The following is a 21,409-nucleotide window of genomic DNA, read 5'->3' as shown; positions in this document are numbered from 1 at the left end:
CAAACGACCTAAAGTTTTTCGGCGTTGCCGCCCACACAAAATCGATGTAATCGCAAAAAGTAATCGGCGAAATCGCAAGAAAATCTTAAATTCACCACCTCGTAATAAACCCGGTTAATTTGTTCCTATGTTTAAAAAGATTCCCTCGTTGCTTTTTGCGCTATTAATTACCGCTGCTACTACCGTAAACGCCCAGGATGCGGATCCTAATATGGGTATCATTCCTGTCCCGGTTTCTGTTAAAAGGTCTACCGGCAAGTTTATCCTCAGCCAGGAAACCAAAATACAGGCCGATACGCCAAATAATAAAGCGGTGCTGTTTTTCTCCTCCTTTTTGGCCAATAATATGGCTTACAACAAGCAGGTTGGGATGCGGAATGCAAATGCGGGCTCAAATGTCATCTACCTAACGTCAACCGGTACAGAAGGTTTACCTGCCGAAGGTTACCGCCTCACCATCACACCACAGCAAATTACGGTTGCCGGCAAAGGGGCCGGCTTGTTTTACGGGATCCAAACCTTAATGCAATTGATGCCCTTAGAACGTGCCGCAACCGCTAAATTGCCTTGTGCAACTATCGAAGATTATCCCCGCTTTGGCTATCGTGGTGTAATGCTGGATGTTTGCCGCCACTTTTTCTCAGTAGAAATGGTGAAACGCTACATCGACCTGATGGCGGGTTATAAACTCAATAATTTCCACTGGCACCTTACCGACGACCAGGGCTGGCGCATCGAAATAAAGAAATACCCCCGCCTTACCCAAGTGGCCAGCGTGCGCGCACAAACCGTTATAGGCAACTACCGCGACCGTACCCCGCAACAGTTTGATAATACCAAGGTAAGCGGGTATTACACGCAAGATCAGATCCGCGATGTAATTAAATACGCGGCCGACAGATACATCAACATTGTACCCGAGATTGAAATGCCGGGTCATGCACAAGCTGCTTTGGCCGCTTTCCCCGAACTAAGCTGCGACCCCAAAATAGATTATAAGGTTGCCGAAACCTGGGGCGTTTTCAATAATATTTATTGCCCGTCCGAAAAAACTTTCCACTTTTTGGAGGATGTATTGACCGAGGTTATCGACCTTTTCCCAAGTAAATATATCCATATTGGCGGCGACGAAGCACCCAAGACGGTTTGGAAAAACTCCAAGTTTTGCCAGGACCTCATCAAAAAATTAAAACTGAAGGACGAACACGGTTTGCAAAGCTACTTTATCCAGCGGATGGAAAAATTTGTGAACAGCAAGGGCCGCAGTATTATCGGCTGGGACGAAATTTTAGAAGGTGGCCTCGCGCCAAACGCTACCGTAATGAGCTGGAGGGGCGAAGAAGGTGGCATAGCTGCCGCGCAGCAAAACCACGATGTAATTATGACGCCGGGCAGCCAGGGCCTTTATATAGACCATGGTCAGGGAAGGCTTAACCAGGAACCATTAAGCATTGGCGGTAACGAGCCCATCTCGAAAATTTACAGCTACAACCCAACGCCAGCGGTTTTAACACCCGAGCAGCAGGCACATATTAAAGGTGTACAGGCCAACTTATGGACCGAATACATTACAACCGATAAAAAGGTAGAGTTTATGCTGTTGCCAAGGATGCTGGCCCTTTCAGAAATTGCATGGGCACCTGTGGCCAACAAAAACTATAAGGATTTTGCGGAAACCCGTTTACCGGGCCATTTAGCATGGCTGGATAAGGCAGGCTACGAGTACCACGTGCCAGTTGCCATTGGCAGTGCCGATACCACCATTATTGGTACACAGCTAACGGTGAACTTAAAATCGCCGGTGGAGGGCGCTACCGTATACTACACCATTGATGGCTACACCCCGCGCGAAACGGAAATGGTGTATACCAAACCCATGACCTACGAGGTGCCTATAGACCAGTACCGAGAGCTCCAAACTATCGTGGTTACCCCATCTGGTAAACGCAGCCCAATAACCCGCACCATGGTTTACAACAAAGCGCCTATGCCTGCGGTTGATTTTACCGGCACCAACACCGGGGTTAAATACCAGGTATCGCAGGGTGCTTATGTAAATACAACGCAGATAAACCCTGCCGCGGTGATAGATACGGGTATTGCCAAAAGCTTCCAAACGGCCAACTCGGCGTTTAAAAAAGCATTTGGTAAATATGGCGTGGTTTATACCGGTTATATTAAGGCTGATGTGGATGGCAATTATGGCTTCTCCACACAATCCTACAATGGTTCGGTGTTGTACATAGATGACCTGCCTTTGGTGGATAACGATGGCCGTAAAGGCAATAACGAAACAAACGCCGTAGTACCCTTACTGAAGGGTTTTCACAAGATCACCATTAAGTATGTGGATGCTTATACCAGCAACAGCATGCTGCGCGTTTACATGACTATCCCCGGCAAGCCAAAAGGAGAGGTATCGCCGGAAATGCTTTACAATTAAGCCGATATAAAGATGAATGCAAGATATTGTTTATTAACAGCGACGGTTTGCATACTATTAGCAGCATGTAGCAGCGACCCGCAAAAAGCCATTTTGGCTAAAGTAGCGCCCGGAAAGCCAACTTTAATGGAACCATTTCGGTTTCATAAAGCGATAGAGGTATCGCCGGGGCAAACGTATGATGTGCTGAGCTGGGGCCGGGGAGCAAGCGCCGTTGGCGCGTTTATGATCCTGCACTCCGATTCTTCCGCCGCCAAGTATATCACCACCACGGGCGACCTGGACGGAACCATTGCCGATGCATACAATGCCGACATGGATACCGATGGTAACCCTGAGATTCTGATCCAGGCAAGGGCGATGGATACGGTTAAATATGCCAAAATATACGCGTATGAGTTTAACAACAGTAATGCTAACAAGCTCGATTTTCCAAAACTGACCACCTCGCAGCGCAAAGGCTACAGGGGCGACGATAATTTTTATATTAAAGATGGCTTGCTGATCCGCGAATTCCCGATTTATGACCGGAACGATAGCCTTGCCAAACCAACCGGTGCCAAAAGGCAAATACAATATGGTTTGCGTAATAATAATTTTACGGTACAGCAATTAAGTAAAGATTCTGTAGCGGTGAAAAACGATAAACCTGCTGCCCAAACAGTAAAGCAAGCAGAACCCGAAAAGAGAACTGTAGTTAAGAAATCTACAAAAAAGAAAAAAGCGGAAGCTAAAAAGAAACGGAGAAGAAGGAGGGGATAAGGTAATTGTTCACCATCAGGCTACGGCGATGTACGAGGCGATCTTAGATAGAAAAGCGGAAGACATGCATATCCAGGATTACTTGGCACTATAGCACCATGCGCAGAGATAGCACCTTTGTTGAAGACCTTATGCAATAAACCCTGGGAAGTTCAACGTGGCGAAATGAACCTCTTTCAGTTCCATTATCTTCTTTGCAAACAGGCTTACTATTGTGCAAGAATCCTTTTTTACGGCTTTTGTTCTTTTGAATACAACTTTCATGTTTTGTGTAAAGCCAAAGCCGTGCCAGAAGCCACACGCGTTGATGTAATTGGATAATTATATTTCTTTATAAGTAATAAACGGGTGATTTTCAGCCAAATAAAAAAATGCCCGGGTGGTTGCCAGGGCATTTTTTTTATGATCGGTCCTCTGCTTTTGCCTACAACCCGTCAAATACAAATATTTTCTTTCAGATATAGATGGAGTAGAAGAATTACAGAATTTATATCACAATTGATGGCTGCTTGCAATGTTAAAAAGGCATCCCCGTTAATTACAACAGGCGAGATCCATTAATCGGCTAAAGCTGTTTAATCCCGGTTTATTTTTCGCAAATTTGTAACACATCCAATCCGCATCAATGCACTTTTTGTACCCGGTTTTCCTGTTTGCGCTGTTCACCCTGGCTATCCCCGTATTCGTTCACCTGTTCAATTTCAGGCGGTATAAAAAGGTTTACTTTAGTAATGTGCAGTTCCTGAAAGAAGTGCAGGAGCAGCAGGCATCGCGCCGCAACATTAAAGAGCGTTTGATATTAGCCGCGCGGATGCTGGCACTGGCGTTTTTGGTTTTTGCTTTCGCGAGGCCATTTATCCCCGGCAAGGACAGCGCCGATGCCGGAAAACAAGCTTTGGTAAGCATTTTTGTAGATAATTCTTACTCCATGCAAACCCTCAACCGCGAGGGCAGTCTGTTGGACGAGGCCAAACAAAAGGCCAGGCAAATAGCATCGGCATACGCCATAAACGATCGCTTTCAACTCCTCACGCAAGATTTCGAAGGCAAACACCAACGCTTGCTCAACCGCGAGGAGTTTAACGATGCCGTGGATGCGGTAAAGATAAGTCCGCAAAGCCGGAGCATTGCCCAGATAACAGCCCGCCAGCAAAGTTTACTGGGGATGACCCCAGGTGCGTTGAAGCAATTTTATATCATCTCCGATTTTCAAAAGAATATAGCAGGTAAGGCCGATATCGCCAAAACAGACCTCCCGGTAAACCTCATACAGCTTAGCGCCAGCGAACTGCCCAACGTTGCCGTAGATTCGGTATGGCTGTTAAACGCCACGCATCGCCCCGGCGAAAGCGAAAAATTAATGGTACGGTTGCGAAACTATGCCGGCAAATCGGCAGAGAAAATACCATTGAAGCTGCTGATCAACGGCGTGCAAAAGGCATTGGGCAGTTTTACGGTGGCGGCACGTTCTGTACAGGTTGATACGCTTACTTTTTCGGGCTTGCAGGCCGGTTGGCAGCGTGGCGAGATCCAGCTGCAGGATAACCCAGTGACCTTTGATAACAGCTTTTACTTCACCTTTAATGTAAATAGTAAACTGCCCTTATTGCTGGTAGACGGCGGTACGCCCAATAAATACCTCAGCGCCGTTTTTGCTGCCGACCCTTTCTTCAGTATTAAACGCACCCAGGACGGTAATGTAGATTACGCGGCGCTGAACACCTATCCGCTTATTGTTTTGAGCGATATCGATAATGTTTCGGCAGGCCTTGTGCAGCAATTAAAAACCTATGTAAGCAAAGGTGGCACACTAATGATATTCCCCTCTGCGGAAGCCGAACTATTGAGCTACCAGGCCCTTTTACAGCCGATGGGCGCGGCATACCCGGGCAAAACTATTACCGAGGCTAATAAAGTATCGGGCCTTAACCTGCAAAGCCAGGTGTTTAAAAATATCTTCGAATCTTTCCCGCAAAACCCCGATCTGCCGGTGGTGAAGAAATACTACGCCCTAAGCGGCGCTTCCAGGCAGGCCGAAAACCTGATGAAATTGCAAACCGGGCAATCGCTTTGGGAGGGCTATAGTTTGGGCAAGGGGAAGCTGTATATAGCTGCCGTTGCGTTGAACGAAGATTTTAGCAACCTGCCCGTACACGCCTTGTTTGTGCCGGTGATGTTTAGGGTGGCCCTGCTGAGCGGACACGATCAATCCTTATTCTACACCCTTGGCAGTAACCAGGCTATTGAGACCGTGCCGCTGCAATCTACGGAGAAACAGGTGGTGAAACTGGTAAAAGGCACTGAATCCATTATCCCCGATGTAAAACAGCAGGAGGGAAGCACGGTGCTTTACCTACCCGGCCAGCTTAACCAAACCGGTATTTATGAGCTAAAAAAACAGGACAGCACCGCCGCCGTTCTGGCCTTTAATGATAATAGGAGCGAATCGGACCTGTCGTACCTCAATCGCAATGATCTGGCTAAACTTTTCCCGCAAAAGAGCAATTTTATAGCGGGCGATAAATTTAATGTGAACAATATCAACAGTGCCGAAAATTCGGGTCTTCAATTATGGAAACTTTGTATAATTTTGGCTTTGATATTTTTGGCCGCCGAAACGATGCTCATCCGGTTCTATAAAACCGATAAAAGTATAGCCACGCAAGCCGGATAATCATTAAACCCACCTTTAAACAGCGATAATGAATTTGCTTATCAAATCTGCCACTGTTGTATATCCCGAGTCTCTCTTTCATAACCAGGTTGCCGATATTTTAATTCAAAAGGGCATCGTCGCAAAAATAGGCGCGTCGCTGAGCGATGATAAAGCGGAGGTGATAGACGCCACCGGCAAATACCTCGCGCCCGGCTTTTTCGACCTTAACTGCAACGTTGGCGAACTGGGTTTAGAAACCAAAGAGGACCTGCAAACCGGTACCGCGGCGGCAGCAGCCGGTGGTTTTACCGGCATAGCCCTCATGCCTAACACGCATCCGCCCGTACATTCCAAAGCCGAAGTTGAATACCTGCTTAACCGTGCCAAGGGCAAACTGGTGGATATATACCCGCTGGGCACCATCTCGCATAAACGCGAAGGCAAGGACCTATCAGAAATGTACGATATGTTTAAAAGCGGCGCCAAGGCCTTTACCGATGGCAACCGCCCGGTACAAGATGCCGGCCTGATGGAACGCGCTTTATTGTACGTGCAGGGCTTCGGCGCAAAGGTAATTTCTTATGCCGAAGACGCTTTCATCGCCGGTAAGGCAAAAATGAACGAAGGCGTGGTAAGCACCATGCTGGGCATGAAGGGCATCCCCTCTCTTGCCGAAGAGTTGATGATAGCCCGGGATATTTACCTGGCCGAAGATTCGGGAACCGATATTCACTTTACTACTATTTCTACAGCCCGCTCGGTGGAGTTGATCCGCGAAGCAAAAAAACGCGGACTAAAAGTAACCTGCGATACCGCTATCCATAACATCGTATTAACAGACGAGGCGCTGATGGGCTTCGACAGCCTTTATAAAGTGAAACCGCCGCTGCGTACCCAGGCAGATGTGGATGCCCTGATAGCGGGCCTTAAAGACGGCACCATAGATGCGCTGGTAACCCAGCACACCCCGCACGAGATAGAATTTAAGGATGTAGAGTTCGAGGTGGCCGAGTATGGTATCATCGGCTTACAAACGGCATTCTCGCTGGCTATAAAAGCAGGCTTATCTGTATACCAAATTGTGGAATTGCTGTCGATCAATCCACGCAAAATATTAAATGTAGCTATACCTACACTGGCCGAAGGCGAGAAAGCAAACCTGGTTTTGCTGGATACCGAGACCGAATGGGAATACAACCGTGGCGCTAACTTGTCTAAAAGCTATAACTCGCCATTCCTGGGGCACAACTTAAAAGGAAAAGTTTTGTTAACCTGTAATAATAATCAAATATCTAACTCTAATTAACCATGACTGACCCAAAAATAAGCGCGGCTATTACCGGCGCGCTGTCGGCTTTCTCTAAATATGATAGCTTTAACGCTACCGCGCTTAACGCCAAATTCGAATCTGTTTTTTCGTCAGATGATACTTTCCTGAAAAAAGTCGACTCGCTTGACGAAGTTTTTAACGATAACCCAAAGCTCGAAGAATTGCATGAAGTATTCTTCGACCTGCTTTTAGTGAACTTTTTTAGCGAAGACGTTAAAAAACTGGAAGACGATTACCTGGAAACGCCCGAGTGGGAAAAAATTGAAGAGCAAACCCTGGATAGGGGCACCGAACTGCTTAACCTGCTGCTTTACCTTAACGAGTGCGAAGATGAGGATATTGACCCTGAACTGGAAGATTACCTGAAAGAATTTTTGCTGGTTGATGAGGACGAGTTTCAGGATGAGTACCGTATTTACGAGCCGGTTATCGCTAACCAGATATTGGTTGAAAGCCCGGCTGCCGAAATAGCCAAAGTTGCCGGTACTTTACCTGATGATTCGGAACTGAAAGAACTATTTTACCCGATGATCTGCTTCTTCCAGAATACCGAGCCAACCGAGGCCGAAAAGAGCGCTTACGCCGATGACGCGGTAAGTAAATCTTTTGATATGGCTGTGTTGGAAATATTAATTAGCTTTAAATAAAATTTAAACTTATAATTAACCCTTATTAAATCCAAAAAATGGAAACCAAACCCACCAATGTTAAAATAGCCACCAAATGGGCGGTTATTTATACTATCACAACAATTGTAATTACCTATGGAACAGAGTTGCTGAACCTTGATCCAAATTCTCCTGTGAAATACCTTAGTTATTTACCGTTTATCGCCTTTTGCTTTTTAGCACAAAAGGAGTTTAAAGATCAGTTGGGTGGTTACATAACATTTGGACAAGCGTTTAATACCGGGTTTAAATACTCGCTCTTTTCGGGCTTTTTGCTGGCTATTTTCTTTTACGTTTACCTTGCCTTTTTAAATCCCGGCGCTTTGGATAAAGCTGCCGAGCAACAACAAACCGTGCTGGCAGAGAAGAACATGTCGCAGGAACAGATAGACCAGGCAATTGAAATGACAAAAAAATATGGTGCTCTGTTTGGCGCGGTTGCTGCGGCTATAGGTTCTTTAATATCGGGCTGTATTATCGCATTAGTAACCGCTGCTATCCTGAAGAAAGAGCGCTCTCCGTATGACGCGGTAGATACAACTGCCGATGAGCCAGCTGTTTAATTGAAAATATTCGTCAAATAAAATACAAAAAGGCCCCGAAATTTCGGGGCCTTTTTAATTGTTGAGCTTGGAGATCTTTTATAAATTCAATACCGCTTTATTCCTGGGTACCTATAGCAGTTGTTACCGCCTTTAATAATTTGGCGTCCATAGGTTCACCCAATATCACCACCCAGCCTTCATCCTGGCGTTGCAGCCAGTGCATATAGCTACCCTCGTTAAGGCTGCTGGGCATTACCACTTTATACATGGCATCTCTGCCAGCGTAAAGCACCTTCATCACCTTGGTACGGTAAGCTTTTTTTAAATAGCTGAACGAAATATTGAATATTTTTGCTGATGCTACGCCAGTGTTTACCCGGGTATCAGGCGCGTTGTTTACAACTTTTAGCTGTACATCTGCGGTTTGTTGGTATGCTGAAATAGACATAGTATAGTAGTTTTTTGGTGATATTAACTATTAAACAAAATGCTTGCCAAATGAAGTTTGCGGGTAAAAAAATGCAGCCGGTGATCGCCTTTGCCCGATTTTGACTACACCATAGCCTACAATAAAAAACAGCAGGCCAGGCAGTATTAGCTACCCGGCCTTACCAATTTAAATTAACTATAACTGGTACTTTATTATTTCGCTTTTTTGGTGTAGATGTAAACCACGCCGTACTTTGCCTTGGCTCCGTATTTTTTTACGGTATCGGCATCTGATGAAGTACTCATCCGGTCGATGTCGAAAGCGGAGAGTTTTTTAAGGTCCTTTTCAGTAGCTTCCTTGCCATCTATCACGATAAGTTTATCAGATATGCGGCTGATGTTTTTGTCGCTGTAAAATACATTGCCCTGCAGGGCACGCACTTCGGCAATGTCGCTGTTTTTGCCGGAGCGGGCATATAGGCTCACGGTATTCAATCGCTTGTTCACATCGGCTGGCGAGGTGGTAGAGTAGGTGAGCGTATTAAAGCCACTTACCGTTGCCAGGTCACTGTTCATCCGGTATAGGTTTTTTGTTCCGTTTCCCACTATTACTACCGAATCCATATCGCGAGACAACAAATCACCGCTTTTCCTGAGTTTCAGGTTTTTTGTTAATCGTACATTATTAATCACTATAGAATCTGCCTGCATTGGGCTAAGATCTTTACCATTTATGCGTATTGCAGTTATCCTTTGCCTAACGCCGAGCGCTTCGGCCAGTTGTTTGCCCTTTTCAGAATCGCTGGTGGTAACAAACAGGATCTTGCTGTGTGGTTTGAAGTTCATGCTGTCATAATCGTTCAGCATGGTTTTGGCTATATCGGCAGTAACAATGTTTACCGCGATGATCTTGTTAGGGTCGATCTTGTTAAACTCTTCTATGGTGATCTTTTTACCATTCAATACATAGTTCAGGGAATCCAGCAGGCTGATGTTGTTTGTAGTGAACTTGAAGGAGGTTTTCTTAGTGGTATCGATAACAAGCGCCCCGTAGTTCTCTTTATTTGGCGTAGAAGTGAAATTGGCTTTTCTCTCTGCGTCCATTTCCTTGTCGAAAGAATCCATTTCTACAAGTTTAGCATTAAGCTTTGCAAGCCCTTCCGGGCTCACCTGTTCGCGCTTTACTTTATTTTCGGCTATCAATTTTTCAATTTTGTCTTTCAGTGCTTTTCCGTTGGTAGAGTTGGTGGTAAAGGTAAATGTTACCCTTCCTTCGCCATTGCCAATATTAAGATATTTTTTAGCATCTCTGCCGCTTAGGAAATACATGCTTTCGTTGTCATGTGGAAGCGGTTCCTGTGTACTCTTTTTAATGCCGTTTACATAAATCGGGTAGCCGAAATCGTTATCTTCAGACAATGCCCTATTTGGTTTAGCGGAGTCAATAACTTTATCGATAAACACCGAAGGCATCACATCCTTTAAATTTTCGGTTATTGTATTGCTGATCGCTTTATATGCTTTTACGCCATTCTTTTTAACAACAGCAGCATTAGAAAAACTGAACACCAGCAGCAGCGCCACAGCCGGCACCACAAATGCGTAGCGGGTGAGGTTTACCCTCGAAGATCTTTTCGCGTTCATCATAATTATGCGTTTTTTAATGGTTGAAATGTTAAAGTGGTTTACAATGCCGGGCGTGGTTGCGTTAAAGCTCACGTTCACCAGGCTGTATTGGTAGGCTTTGGTATCGATGCCGTTGTTGAGGATTTTACGGTCGGTAATAAACTCGATGTTCTCGCGCACCGCCTTCTTCATCAGCCATACCCCGGGATTGAACCAGTAGAAGATGCTGCTGAGTTCGGCTAACAAAATATCAATGGTATGCCAGCCGTTTACGTGCACCTGTTCGTGCAGCAGGATGGCTTTCAGATCGGCTGCGGAATGGTTGGCCGGGTTTACGTAGATGCTTCGCCAAAAGGAGAATGGTGCCGCCTCGCCGCTGATGAGCCTTACATGGTGGTTAAGTACATTGGCCGATGTTGACCTGCGGTGAAGTTTTAATAACGAAAATAGCTGCACCAGTAAACGTATAGCCAGCAACGCCGCACCCGCCCAGAAAACTATTGTTGCCCATTGCCAGTAATCGGGCTGGGCGAGAGGTTTTACCAGTTTTGCCGCCGGGGCCTGCCAGTTTAATATTACCGACTGTACCGGCAAGGCGATATTCTCGTGCCGCTGTGCGAATGCCGTCAGGTCTATTTTGGGGTAGACGCTGGCAAATATGATAGCCGTTATTAAATAAACCCTGTTTAGCGAATAAAAAGTAAGGTGGCGTAGCACCAGGTAATAGCCAGCGCAAAAAAGCAGCAGGGCCATGTTCACTTTAAATAAAAAAACAAATAAGGTTGGCATTGTAGTGGTTATTAAGGTTTTTCTATCAGTTTAATGATCTCTTTCAACTCGCTGGCGCTAATCTTTTTCTCGTTAGCGAAAAAGGTAACCAGGTCTTTATAGGAGTTTTTAAAGTAATCACTTACAAAGCCGCTCATAAAGCGTTTTTTGTACTCCTCTTCCTGTATAGCGGGGGTGTACCGGTAAGAATTACCAAGCTTCTCACTTTTTAAGAAACCCTTATTCTCCAGGTTTTTTATGGTTGATGCAAGGGTGGTATAAGGTGGCTTAGGTTCGGCAAGTAATTCCAAAAAATCCCTGATAAAACCGGTGCCCGCCTGCCAGGCTACTTGCATGGCATCTTCCTCTTGCTGTGATAATTTCTCCATCTTTCTACGATTGTTTCGTAAATCTACGACTATTTCGTAATTATCCAAATTATTTAACAAATTTTAACACGAATTGACACGATTTAAGGATTAAACGATTAATACTATGTGAGGTGGGTGATTTTTTGATGTAGAAGCTGTATCAAAGCCGGTTTGCCAATATATCAAGAACACTTGGTGGTCTCATATATCATTTTGGCTTGCGTGTCTTTTTACCCGCTAAATAGTTAACAGCAACAATATAAGTGGTGACACAATATTGACATCACTCTGTAATTTGTAAATAGCTGATTTTGAGTTTTTTATAAATGTTCACGGTGTTCACTTGTGTGTCGTGAACACTTAACGGTTGTGTAGGGTTGATCCCCGCCTAAAAGAAGACGCGAAGTATGTATCTCTACGACCTGTTTTTTACCCAATTAGAAACACCTGTAGTAGGGCTTTCCGCCAATGAAATTTTTGTTGTGCCCAGTAATCGTTCCATTACCAGTGCGGCTATCATGGCTTCTTCTTCGGTGCCGGTATCCAGGGATTCCGGTGTGAAATATTTTTTTACAAAATGGGTGTCAAACTGCCCCGATGTAAAGGCATCGTGTTGCATTACAAACTTGCCGAAGGGCAGGGTGGTAGTAATGCCGGTGATGATATACTCGTCAATAGCGCGAATCATGCGTTCGATGGCTTCCCTGCGGTCCTTACCAAAGGTGATGAGTTTGGCTATCATCGGGTCGTAATAAATGGGGATCTCCATGCCTTGTTCAAAGCCATCGTCCACACGTACGCCGGGGCCTTTTGGAGTTACATAGGTTTGCAACGTGCCGATGTCCGGCAGGAAATTGTTGGCGGGGTCTTCGGCGTATACGCGCAGTTCCATGGCGTGGCCGTTTATTTTCAGATCCTCCTGTTTAAAGCTGATGGCTTCGCCACGGGCAATGCGGATCTGCTCTTTCACGAGGTCGATACCGGTAATGAGTTCCGTAACAGGATGCTCCACCTGCAGGCGCGTGTTCATCTCCAAAAAGTAGAAATTGAGCTGCTCATCCATAATAAACTCCACCGTACCCGCCCCGGTATAATTAACCGACCGCGCCACATCTACCGCGCATTTGCCCATCGCTTCGCGAATTTCGGGCGTTAGTACCAATGATGGCGCTTCTTCCACCACCTTTTGGTGGCGGCGCTGTACCGAGCAATCCCGCTCGAACAGGTGCAGAATATTGCCATGCGTATCGCCCAAAACCTGGATCTCGATATGCCTTGGCGAAGAAACGTAGCGCTCTATAAATACCGAGCCATCACCGAAAGCCGAGGTGGCCTCAGATACGGCGAGGTCCATTTGTTCCACGAAATCCTCCGGAGTTTCAACAATGCGCATACCCTTGCCGCCACCACCGGCAGCCGCTTTGATGAGTATTGGGAAACCTACTTCCACCGCGCGAAGTTTGGCTTCGGCAATATCGGTAATGGCTTCCTCTGTGCCGGGCACCATAGGGATGTTGTATTTTAATGCAGCGGCTTTGGCAGAGAGCTTGTTGCCCATTACTTCCATCGCTTCAGGCGAGGGGCCGATTAGTATCAGGCCCGCCTCGCGCACCTGGCGGGCAAAGTTGGCATTCTCGCTTAAAAAACCGTAGCCGGGGTGTATGCCTTCGGCACCGGTTTCCTTACAGGCGGCAATTATTTTATCGCCCACCAGGTAACTTTGGTTGGATGGTGCTTCGCCAATGAACACCGCCTCGTCGGCATAGCGAACGTGCAGAGCCTCGCGGTCGGCAGCCGAATAAACGGCAACAGTTTTTATACCCATCTCGCGCGCGGAACGCATTACCCGCAAAGCAATTTCGCCACGGTTTGCTACCAGTATTTTTTGCATAGGTAACAAATGTAGCGCATTATTTGAAAGAAGGAAATTTGGTGTGGGTTTTCCTTCGGAGGTTTATCAAGTTGCTGGTTATTGGCCCGCAGTGCTTCGTTAGGGTTGTGCTGTTGGTTATGGCAAACCTGTGGATGTTACTTTCTTTTTTTCCGCAAAAAATAAAGTAACCAAAGAAAAAACTCTCGGCTGCGCCCTGTTCTATTAAAGGTTTTGCTTTAGCAGTTAGTTTGCTGATTTAGAGTCGATTTTTTGAATAGAAGATTAAGAAAATTCGACAACCGACTTTGAGGAACCCATCGAAGCCTTAAAAAACCGGCATCAGGAACGTTTGGGTGGCACAGGCTCTGAACGACCACCAACTTACACAGAACGTAACGTGGCCGGCAGTTTTCTTTGGTTCGTTTCTTTTGCTGTCAAAAGACATGAACATCCACAGGTTTGAAATAGCCTATTGGACGATCCTAACAAGGCACACGGAACAATAATCATAAACTTGCGGAGATAATAGCGGATTACTGACACAGGTACCGCCATCAACGTTTTACCCTACTAAACTCTCCTGCTCAATTTTCTTTTGCAGTTCCAGAATAGCGCCGATAAGTGCTTCGGGGCGGGGGGGGCAACCTTGCACATAAACATCAACGGGGATTACCCTGTCCACGCCTTTTACTACGTGGTAGCCGTGCTGCCAGTAAGGGCCGCCGCAGTTGGAGCATGATCCCATGCTGATCACATATTTTGGGTCGGGCATTTGCTCGTAAAGACGTTTGATGCGCTCGGCCATTTTAAAGGTAACGGTGCCGGCTATAATAATAACATCCGCCTGTCGGGAAGACGGGCGGGGGAATACACCGAAACGGTCGAGGTCGTATGTAGCAGCCATGGCGCCCATCATTTCTATGGCGCAACAGGCAATACCAAAGCTTAACGGCCAAAGCGAGGACAGGCGCGCCCAGTTAAGCAGGTCATTCATTTTGGTGACCACTACGCCTCCGCTTTCATTAGTTAGATCAGGCGTCATTTGCTGGCTTTTTAAAACTTGGTTTAAACATGGGTTTTGGAGGAGTAGCAGTGGAAGTAGCAGTTGCGGTGGCAGTTGATTGTAGGGTTGCCGAAGCTTCTGAGCTAAATTCTTTTACCTTGAATGCGCTTTGCTGCAGGTTTATTTTATCATACAGCGATTGCGGGATGTTGGTGCCCGAATCGGGTACGGTAGGGTTTGGCTTTATCCAGTCGAGGTCGCCTTTTACCCAAACGTAGGCGAGGCCCAGGATAAGGATGCCTAAGAAAATAAACATCTCAGTAAGCGATACCCATCCCCAGCGCGGGTCGAGTTGGATGATCTCCTTGTTCCCGAAAACGGTAGCCCAGGGGAATACAAAAACCATCTCCACATCAAACAACAGGAACACCAGCGCGATCACATAAAAACGGGAGTTGAAGGGCAGCCAGGCATTACCAGTAGGCTCTTCGCCGCATTCGTAGGTGCTAAGTTTCTCTGTATTAGGGTTTCGCGGAGCAAGAATGCGGTTTACGCCAAACAACATCAGTATCATTACAATGCCTGTAATTAAAAAGATAAGTATCTTTCCAAATTCTGATATTTGCGAAACATCATCCATGACAGCAAATTTAACAAAACAAACCCAATTTGATGCTATAATTATCGGCGGCGGCGCCTGCGGACTCATGTGCGCGGTACAAGCCGGCTTTTTAGGCAAACGCACATTGGTGCTGGAGAAGAACGACAAAGTAGGGGCAAAAATACTCATCAGCGGCGGCGGCAGGTGTAATTACACCAACCTGTACGCTACGCACAAACAGTTCATCTCGCAGAACGAGCACTTCAGCCGCTCTGCATTAGCGCAATGGACGGTGGACGATACCGTGACTTTTTTTGAAACCTACGGGATAGAAGGTAAAGAGAAAACCCTTGGCCAACTGTTCCCGGTGAGCGATAAGGCAAAGGATGTGGTGAACGTTTTTACCACTTTATGCGATGACCTTGGGCAGGAGATCTGGTGCGATGCAGAGGTAATGGCTGTGGAACAAACCGCCGATGGTTTTACCGTTAGCCTGGAGCGGAACGGTAAGCAACAAACATTATCAACCCAAAAAGTGGTGATAGCTTCCGGTGGGTTGCCGATACCCAAGATGGGTGCTACTGATTTTGGAATGCGCACGGCACGTAAATTTGGGATGCTGGTTACCGAAACTACACCCGCGCTGGTGCCGCTTACCATTACGGGTAAGGATCAGCCCTGGTACGAAAAACTGAGCGGCAACAGCGTGTTTTGCAGGGTATGGAACGATAGGGCAAGCTTTGAAGAGAACATTTTGTTCACTCATTGGGGGTTAAGCGGCCCGGCCATTTTGCAGATTTCCTCTTATTGGAAACCGGGTGAATCCATTTACATCGACCTGCTGCCCGGAAAAGATATCGTAGAAATGATACTGGCCGAACGGGAACAAAATGGCAAGAAAATGCTGCTGGCTTACCTCAGCGGCTTGTTTACCCGCAAGTTTGCTGATGCATTGAGCGATTATGTGCCCGCGGAAAAAAACCTCGCCTCCCTCACCAAAACCGAACTGGAAGACATCAGTATACTGATCCACGAATTTAAAGTAAAACCGGCGGGTACCAAAGGCTACGATAAGGCCGAAGTAATGACCGGCGGCGTAGATACCAACGATCTGTCCTCCAAAACCCTCGAAAGCAAAAAAGTACAGGGCCTGTTTTTCGGTGGCGAATGTGTGGACGTTACCGGCTGGCTTGGCGGCTATAATTTCCAATGGGCCTGGGCCAGCGGCTTTGTAATAGCGCAGAATTTATAAACACGAATTGAGTTAACACGAATTTCACGAATGTGACGAATTTCACAAATCGTGATGGTAAGATTAGCGCTTCATCGTTAGCCGGTTTAGGTGCTCTTTTAATTCGTTAAATTCGAATAATTAGTGCAATTCGTGTTCATCACATCCACTCAAAAGCGTCGCCCGACGCTATGTGCGTTATCTTCATGCCGGGCAACTTTGGCTGCAGCCATTCTACCAAATACCACATGCCGGGGTCTTCGCTGAAATTATGGCCTAAGAGTACGAGGGCCATTTTGCCACCCAATAATTTTTGGTCGCGCATGTATTCGGCGGTTTCCCATTCGGAAAGTTCTCCGGCCACTATTACATCCGGTTTTTCGGTTTCGGCGAAAGTAACTTGCCGCTGGCCCCCTGGAGCGCCCGGTAACAGGGCAATATGTGCAACTTGTTGGTTTAGGTCGCCAATGTAGCGGAGGTGTTTGATGCCCAGCGACGTTTTTAAATGCTTTATTAATGCCTGCAAACTCATAGCCGGTACGGTAACATCATACTTACCCGTTTTAAAGTATTGCAACCAGCCCAGCTTTTTGGCGGTGCCATAAGCTACCAGGTCGGGTTTTATGGAGTGGATATAATCGTGAAAACGCCAAACGGTGATCTTGTGTTTTGCCAGCAAAGCCTGCTTCTGTTTTACTACCGAATTGTTTTTAACCCATTCGGGGTTATCGGTGTGGTTATAAAAGGTAGGCTCGTGCGCAATAATGAAGTTAGCGCCAAGTTTTGCCGCTTCTTCAATTACGGTAATGGTTGCAAACATGGTAGTAACAATGCCGGTAACCACCATATCAGCGCTACCGCTTTTCAGTGTATCAACTGTACCGGCAAACGGCGTTAAGTTGCCCTCTTTCAATATCAGATCGATAATCTGTTGAACGGTCATGTCGGCGAAGTCCCCCAGCTCCCTGATGGGGGTGTTTTTGATTTGCGTAAATGCCGAGTTTGTACCTAATAAGGCTATGCCACCCGCGGCGGTTAAGGTTTGGGTGATGAATTTTCTGCGGGAGTTGGCAGCGTGTGCTTTGCTTTTCATGCTGGTAAAATACAAAAACGTTTGTTAAGGGGCGGGCTGTATCACTTCACGGATGGATGCCCAACCTGTGGGGCTCTTTTTATACTTAATATAAACCACCATGGCCCGGCCTTTAAATATAAATGGTTGCCCACCTGCTATGGGCGTCCCTTTAATGGTGAACGAACTTATTTGAGTGGCCGTGTTCCCTTCAAACAATTCATCTTCTATCTTATTGGCAATAAATTCGAGCCTGAAAGATTTAAAGGTACGCGCCATACTGGCCTCAACGGAATCGCGCCCAATGGTTAAACTGCCGTAGCTTAAGCCCTTAACCACATCGGGGTGATGGAACTTCATTACAGCTTTAACATCGCCTTTAGCAAAAGCAGCGCCTATTAACCTGCTGGTTTCGGCCAATGCTTTTTTATCGGCATCATTGCCCGCAACAGGCGGTGTACCTGCGCAGCCATAAAAGTAAAAAGCCGTTATGGCACAATAAAAAAATCGTTTCATAACAGCTTCATTACATTATCCAAATTATCTTAATTTTGAGGAGGCGCAGGTGGCGGCGGAGGACTGCCTGCCGGAGGCGTAGCACCCTGACCACCCGGAGGAGGGCCACCAGGACCCGGAGGCGGACCACCCGGGCCACGGCGTTGCGGAGCCGGCGGGGCAACTACTTCCGGATGTGAAACACCGCGGTGGCAGCTATAGCAGTTAACACCTGTTTTCATCATCATGCCCAAACTATCTTTTTTCGCCTCAAAGTATTTTTTGTTGATGTCGTTCATCATTTTATACATGTGGCGGGCCATTTTCTTTTCCGGCTTATCGTCACTCGGGAAATCCATTTTTTTGGCTTCTTCGTTACGCACGTGGCAAAAGTTACAGCGTACACCTAACGATGCGTTCCACTCGTCCATTACCTCGTGCAATTTTTTTTCGGTAATGTTCTTGGGGAGTACTTTAAGGTTTTGGAATTTATGCTCCTCTTCTGGTTTCGGAGCGGGCGACATAGCCATAAAAGCTACTACGGATAGCAAGGCTACGGTTGCAAATAGTTTTCTGTTAATTGTCATCTGTTTGGGGTCTGGTTTAATAGCACTAATCTAACTTAAAAAAACAATAAATGTTAGCATGCAAACAGAAATGTTACAGAAATGTCATTTTAACAATGTTTAAACATCATTAACATGGGTTTAAAGGAATGGCGCTACCAACTCCATGCTCTTATTCCATAAGTTATTGCGCCCCTCTTCGTTAATTGCTCTTGCCGATGGGGCGGTAACCTTCATGTTTTTAAAGTATTTACCGCTCTTTGAATCTATACGGCTGGCGGTTGCCAGGTAAATGCTGGTTAAGGCACCCTGCTCGGGTGTTATCATAAAAGGGCGCGCCAGCCATAATAAAGTTTTGCCCGTGCCACCAAGGCCTTCTCCAAAATTAGAGTTGACTATCCCCGGGTGCAGCGCAAAAGAGGTAATTCCTTTCGGCCCAAACTTTACCTCCAGCGCACGGGTAAAATAAATATTGAAGAGTTTAGCTGTCGCGTAAGCTTTAAGCGGTGAGTAAGGGGTATGTACCCATTGCAGATCCTTAAATTGAGGCTTGGCCATGCGGTGCGCATCGCTGCTTACATTAATAACACGGGCCTGGCCGCGCTCCAGTAGCGGAAGGAGCAAATTGGTCAGCAAAAAATGCCCGAGATGGTTTACGGCGAAGGTCATCTCAAAGCCGTCTTTGGTAAGTTGGTGGTTGTTAAATACCCCGCCTGCGTTGTTGATGAGCACATTGATACTAAAAAGGCTGGTTTTAAGTACCTGGGCGGCGTTGTGCACGCTTTCCATATCAGACAGATCACAAAATACGGTATAGATGTTATTGTTTTTTGATGCGCTTATCAATTCCTGCTTTACCAGTTCACCCTTATCCATATCGCGCACCAGTAAGTACAGCGCATGGTCTTTTTTTGCGAGGGCCAGCGCAGTCTCTTTTCCTATGCCGGATGTGGCGCCGGTGATAACGGTGGTTGTAATTGGCATTTTGGTAAATATTGGTAACGGGAATCGCTACCCAAAACTAACATTTTAAGCGGTATCTGCAAAGGGGATTTACGGGGTGCTTACAATCAAAGAGTATGGCTGATTTAAGCGGAAATACAAGAGGGATAGATAAGACCTGCCTTACGTCGAACCTCCCAATAGATTACCCTATTAGCATCGCCGCCAATTCTTCTATAAACGGCACCTGTGCCGGTACTATTTTTTGTTTGGCGGTTGCTATGTCAAACCAGTCGGCACGGTCCACTTCTTCAAAGCTGGCCACCTTGCCAGATCGTGGCGGCCATTCCATTTCAAAGTAATTGCTTTTGATGTTGGTATGGTCTATGTCGGCAGCCACTGCCCAGGCATGTACTACTTTGCCGTTTTTGTATTTGATGGGGGCGAGGGGCGAGAAATCACCGGAGATGGTCTGGCCGGTTTCCTCTTCAAATTCGCGTTGGGCAGCGGCAAGCGCATCTTCCCCCTCATCGTACTCGCCTTTTGGGATGCTCCAGGCGCCCGGATCCTTGTTTTTCCAGAACGGCCCGCCGGGGTGAACGAGGAAAACCTGCAACTGCTGATCCGTATTTCGGTAGGCTAATATCCCGGCGCTTTGTTTTGGCATCAGTAAACGATTTTGGGGCAAATTAATAAAACACAAAGTATTATCGTTAGCTTTATCTGGCTAATTAAACCGGTTATGGAAGACATCAGGTGGAAAAAATTTAAGCTTTGCGGCGATTATAACGTGGATATGCGCAGTCTTTACCTGGCCTGGGCAACACCCGGCGGAATGGAAAAATGGTTTCTGCGGAAAGCCGACTTTTTTACGGTTCCCCAACGACTGCGGTCGGGCGATGAGCAGATCTCAAAGGAAGATACCTACGAATGGCACTGGCACGGATACGATAATACCGTGGTGGAAAAGGGCCAAATATTAGAGGCCAACGGGATGGACCTGATCAAATTTACATTTACAGGTGGTAGTACGGCAACGGTTTCTTTTAGTACCCGCAACGGGTTGACTATTGTGGATCTGTTACAGGAAAACATTCCGCAGGAAAGCGACCCCGAGAAAAACCTGCTGGTGCAATGCCAGATAGGGTGGACGTTTTACCTCGCCAACCTAAAATCGGTAATGGAGGGTGGTAAAGATCTGCGGAATAAACGTGTGGAGCTGGCCAGTTGTTTTAAGTAAACATCCGAAGCAAGGCCATAGCTAAATTTGACATTCAGATATCTTCTTTGTGCCGCACCGTGAATATCTTTGTGCGCTTTGCTGCTAAATAACAAAGCTCATCTGCATTACTCTTATGTTTACAGGAATTATAGAAACTTTAGGTAAGATAACCAACCTACGCAAGGAGCAGGGTAACCTGCATATTACTGTTGAATCGGCCATTACCAACGAATTGAAGATAGATCAGTCGGTAGCGCATAATGGCGTTTGCCTTACCGTAGTTGGGCTTACCGATACCACACATACCGTTACCGCTATTGAGGAAACGCTGAATAAAACCAGCCTTGGCCACCTTAAAATTGGCGAACCCGTAAACCTGGAGCGCTGCATGCAAATGAACGCCCGGCTGGATGGCCACATTGTGCAAGGGCATGTCGACCAAACGGCCACCTGCACCAAATTCACCGAACTGGATGGCAGCTGGGAATACACCTTTGAGTACGATGCTGCAACGGGTAACGTTACGGTAGAAAAAGGTTCGATATGCGTGAATGGGATCAGCCTTACAGTAGTCAATTCCGGCCTCAATTATTTCTCGGTAGCTATAATTCCTTATACCTATGAGCATACCAACCTCCATAACGTACGCGAAGGCAGCGTTGTGAATTTGGAGTTTGATATTATTGGCAAGTACGTAGCGAGGTTAATGCAGCGGTAGGCATTACTAATTGGGATTTGCAATTCGGATTTGCATGCGGGAGACGCAAAATATTGCGTCTCTACGATAAAAAAAGTCGTGTCAAATC

20 protein-coding genes are annotated in these 21,409 nt (G+C 46.4%); 9 read left to right on the top strand and 11 right to left on the bottom strand.

The window, feature by feature from the left end; translation table 11 throughout:
* Positions 1–127: 127 nt before the first annotated feature.
* From ABIX36_RS20980 to ABIX36_RS20955, 6 genes are all read left to right on the top strand, one after another.
* Entirely contained in the window at positions 128–2,443 is a 2,316-nt protein-coding gene (locus tag ABIX36_RS20980; protein WP_348084130.1) for a family 20 glycosylhydrolase, read from the top strand.
* A gap of 12 nt (positions 2,444–2,455) precedes the next feature.
* Positions 2,456–3,205, top strand: a complete 750-nt coding sequence (locus ABIX36_RS20975; protein ID WP_348084129.1) for a hypothetical protein — start codon at positions 2,456–2,458, stop codon at positions 3,203–3,205.
* 625 nt (positions 3,206–3,830) lie between these two features.
* Entirely contained in the window at positions 3,831–5,879 is a 2,049-nt protein-coding gene (locus ABIX36_RS20970) for a BatA domain-containing protein (protein WP_348084128.1), read from the top strand.
* Positions 5,880–5,907: 28 nt separating this feature from the next.
* Entirely contained in the window at positions 5,908–7,167 is a 1,260-nt protein-coding gene (locus tag ABIX36_RS20965) for a dihydroorotase (protein WP_348084127.1), read from the top strand.
* Positions 7,168–7,169: 2 nt separating this feature from the next.
* Positions 7,170–7,838 carry a hypothetical protein gene (locus ABIX36_RS20960; protein WP_348084126.1) on the top strand — a complete coding sequence of 223 codons (669 nt, stop codon included), beginning with the start codon at positions 7,170–7,172 and terminating at the stop codon, positions 7,836–7,838.
* Between the two features lie 38 nt (positions 7,839–7,876).
* Positions 7,877–8,422, top strand: a complete 546-nt coding sequence (locus ABIX36_RS20955; protein ID WP_348084125.1) for a DUF4199 domain-containing protein — start codon at positions 7,877–7,879, stop codon at positions 8,420–8,422.
* Positions 8,423–8,519: 97 nt separating this feature from the next.
* Here the strand turns inward: ABIX36_RS20955 and ABIX36_RS20950 are convergent, their stop codons facing one another.
* From ABIX36_RS20950 to ABIX36_RS20925, 6 genes are all read right to left on the bottom strand, one after another.
* Positions 8,520–8,852: a hypothetical protein gene (locus ABIX36_RS20950; RefSeq protein ID WP_348084124.1), complete on the bottom strand. Its 333-nt coding sequence runs from the start codon at positions 8,850–8,852 to the stop codon at positions 8,520–8,522.
* A 194-nt stretch (positions 8,853–9,046) separates the two neighbouring features.
* Positions 9,047–11,248: a M56 family metallopeptidase gene (locus ABIX36_RS20945; protein WP_348084123.1), complete on the bottom strand. Its 2,202-nt coding sequence runs from the start codon at positions 11,246–11,248 to the stop codon at positions 9,047–9,049.
* Positions 11,249–11,259: 11 nt separating this feature from the next.
* A complete protein-coding gene (locus ABIX36_RS20940) occupies positions 11,260–11,616 on the bottom strand; it encodes a BlaI/MecI/CopY family transcriptional regulator (RefSeq protein WP_128534338.1) in 357 nt (118 codons plus the stop codon).
* Between the two features lie 397 nt (positions 11,617–12,013).
* Positions 12,014–13,489, bottom strand: a complete 1,476-nt coding sequence (gene accC / locus ABIX36_RS20935) for an acetyl-CoA carboxylase biotin carboxylase subunit (RefSeq protein WP_348084122.1) — start codon at positions 13,487–13,489, stop codon at positions 12,014–12,016.
* 544 nt (positions 13,490–14,033) lie between these two features.
* The gene (locus ABIX36_RS20930) at positions 14,034–14,513 is read right to left on the bottom strand and encodes an NADH-quinone oxidoreductase subunit B (protein ID WP_128534336.1); all 480 of its coding nucleotides are present in this window, start codon (positions 14,511–14,513) and stop codon (positions 14,034–14,036) included.
* Entirely contained in the window at positions 14,503–15,114 is a 612-nt protein-coding gene (locus tag ABIX36_RS20925) for an NADH-quinone oxidoreductase subunit A (protein ID WP_348084121.1), read from the bottom strand. The genes ABIX36_RS20930 and ABIX36_RS20925 overlap by 11 nt, the downstream gene beginning before the upstream one ends.
* Here ABIX36_RS20925 and ABIX36_RS20920 point away from each other — a divergent pair.
* Positions 15,113–16,327 (top strand): NAD(P)/FAD-dependent oxidoreductase, encoded by a 1,215-nt coding sequence (locus ABIX36_RS20920; protein WP_348084120.1) that lies wholly within the window; start codon positions 15,113–15,115, stop codon positions 16,325–16,327. The genes ABIX36_RS20925 and ABIX36_RS20920 overlap by 2 nt on opposite strands.
* Before the next feature lie 139 nt (positions 16,328–16,466).
* On the opposite strand, the gene ABIX36_RS20915 is transcribed toward ABIX36_RS20920, so the two are convergent.
* The 5 genes from ABIX36_RS20915 to ABIX36_RS20895 form a co-directional block, all read right to left on the bottom strand.
* On the bottom strand, positions 16,467–17,399 hold the full coding sequence (locus ABIX36_RS20915) for a Nif3-like dinuclear metal center hexameric protein (RefSeq protein ID WP_348084119.1): 933 nt from the start codon (positions 17,397–17,399) through the stop codon (positions 16,467–16,469).
* 24 nt (positions 17,400–17,423) lie between these two features.
* Entirely contained in the window at positions 17,424–17,894 is a 471-nt protein-coding gene (locus tag ABIX36_RS20910) for a nuclear transport factor 2 family protein (RefSeq protein WP_348084118.1), read from the bottom strand.
* A gap of 29 nt (positions 17,895–17,923) precedes the next feature.
* Positions 17,924–18,460, bottom strand: a complete 537-nt coding sequence (locus ABIX36_RS20905; protein ID WP_348084117.1) for a c-type cytochrome — start codon at positions 18,458–18,460, stop codon at positions 17,924–17,926.
* Positions 18,461–18,580: 120 nt separating this feature from the next.
* Complete coding sequence (locus ABIX36_RS20900; RefSeq protein ID WP_348084116.1) at positions 18,581–19,423, bottom strand: SDR family NAD(P)-dependent oxidoreductase; 843 nt, start codon at positions 19,421–19,423, stop codon at positions 18,581–18,583.
* 163 nt (positions 19,424–19,586) lie between these two features.
* A complete protein-coding gene (locus tag ABIX36_RS20895) occupies positions 19,587–20,048 on the bottom strand; it encodes an NUDIX domain-containing protein (protein WP_348084115.1) in 462 nt (153 codons plus the stop codon).
* Positions 20,049–20,123: 75 nt separating this feature from the next.
* Here ABIX36_RS20895 and ABIX36_RS20890 point away from each other — a divergent pair, with 75 nt between their 5' ends.
* On the top strand, positions 20,124–20,621 hold the full coding sequence (locus tag ABIX36_RS20890; RefSeq protein WP_348084114.1) for an SRPBCC domain-containing protein: 498 nt from the start codon (positions 20,124–20,126) through the stop codon (positions 20,619–20,621).
* A gap of 115 nt (positions 20,622–20,736) precedes the next feature.
* A complete protein-coding gene (locus ABIX36_RS20885; protein WP_348084113.1) occupies positions 20,737–21,321 on the top strand; it encodes a riboflavin synthase in 585 nt (194 codons plus the stop codon).
* Positions 21,322–21,409 lie beyond the last annotated feature (88 nt).

The sequence above is a fragment of the Mucilaginibacter sp. genome (assembly GCF_039925265.1).
Lineage (GTDB): Bacteria > Bacteroidota > Bacteroidia > Sphingobacteriales > Sphingobacteriaceae > Mucilaginibacter.
The sequence above is the reverse complement of the archived record's forward strand: the minus strand, read 5'-3'. Positions and strand labels throughout refer to the sequence as shown.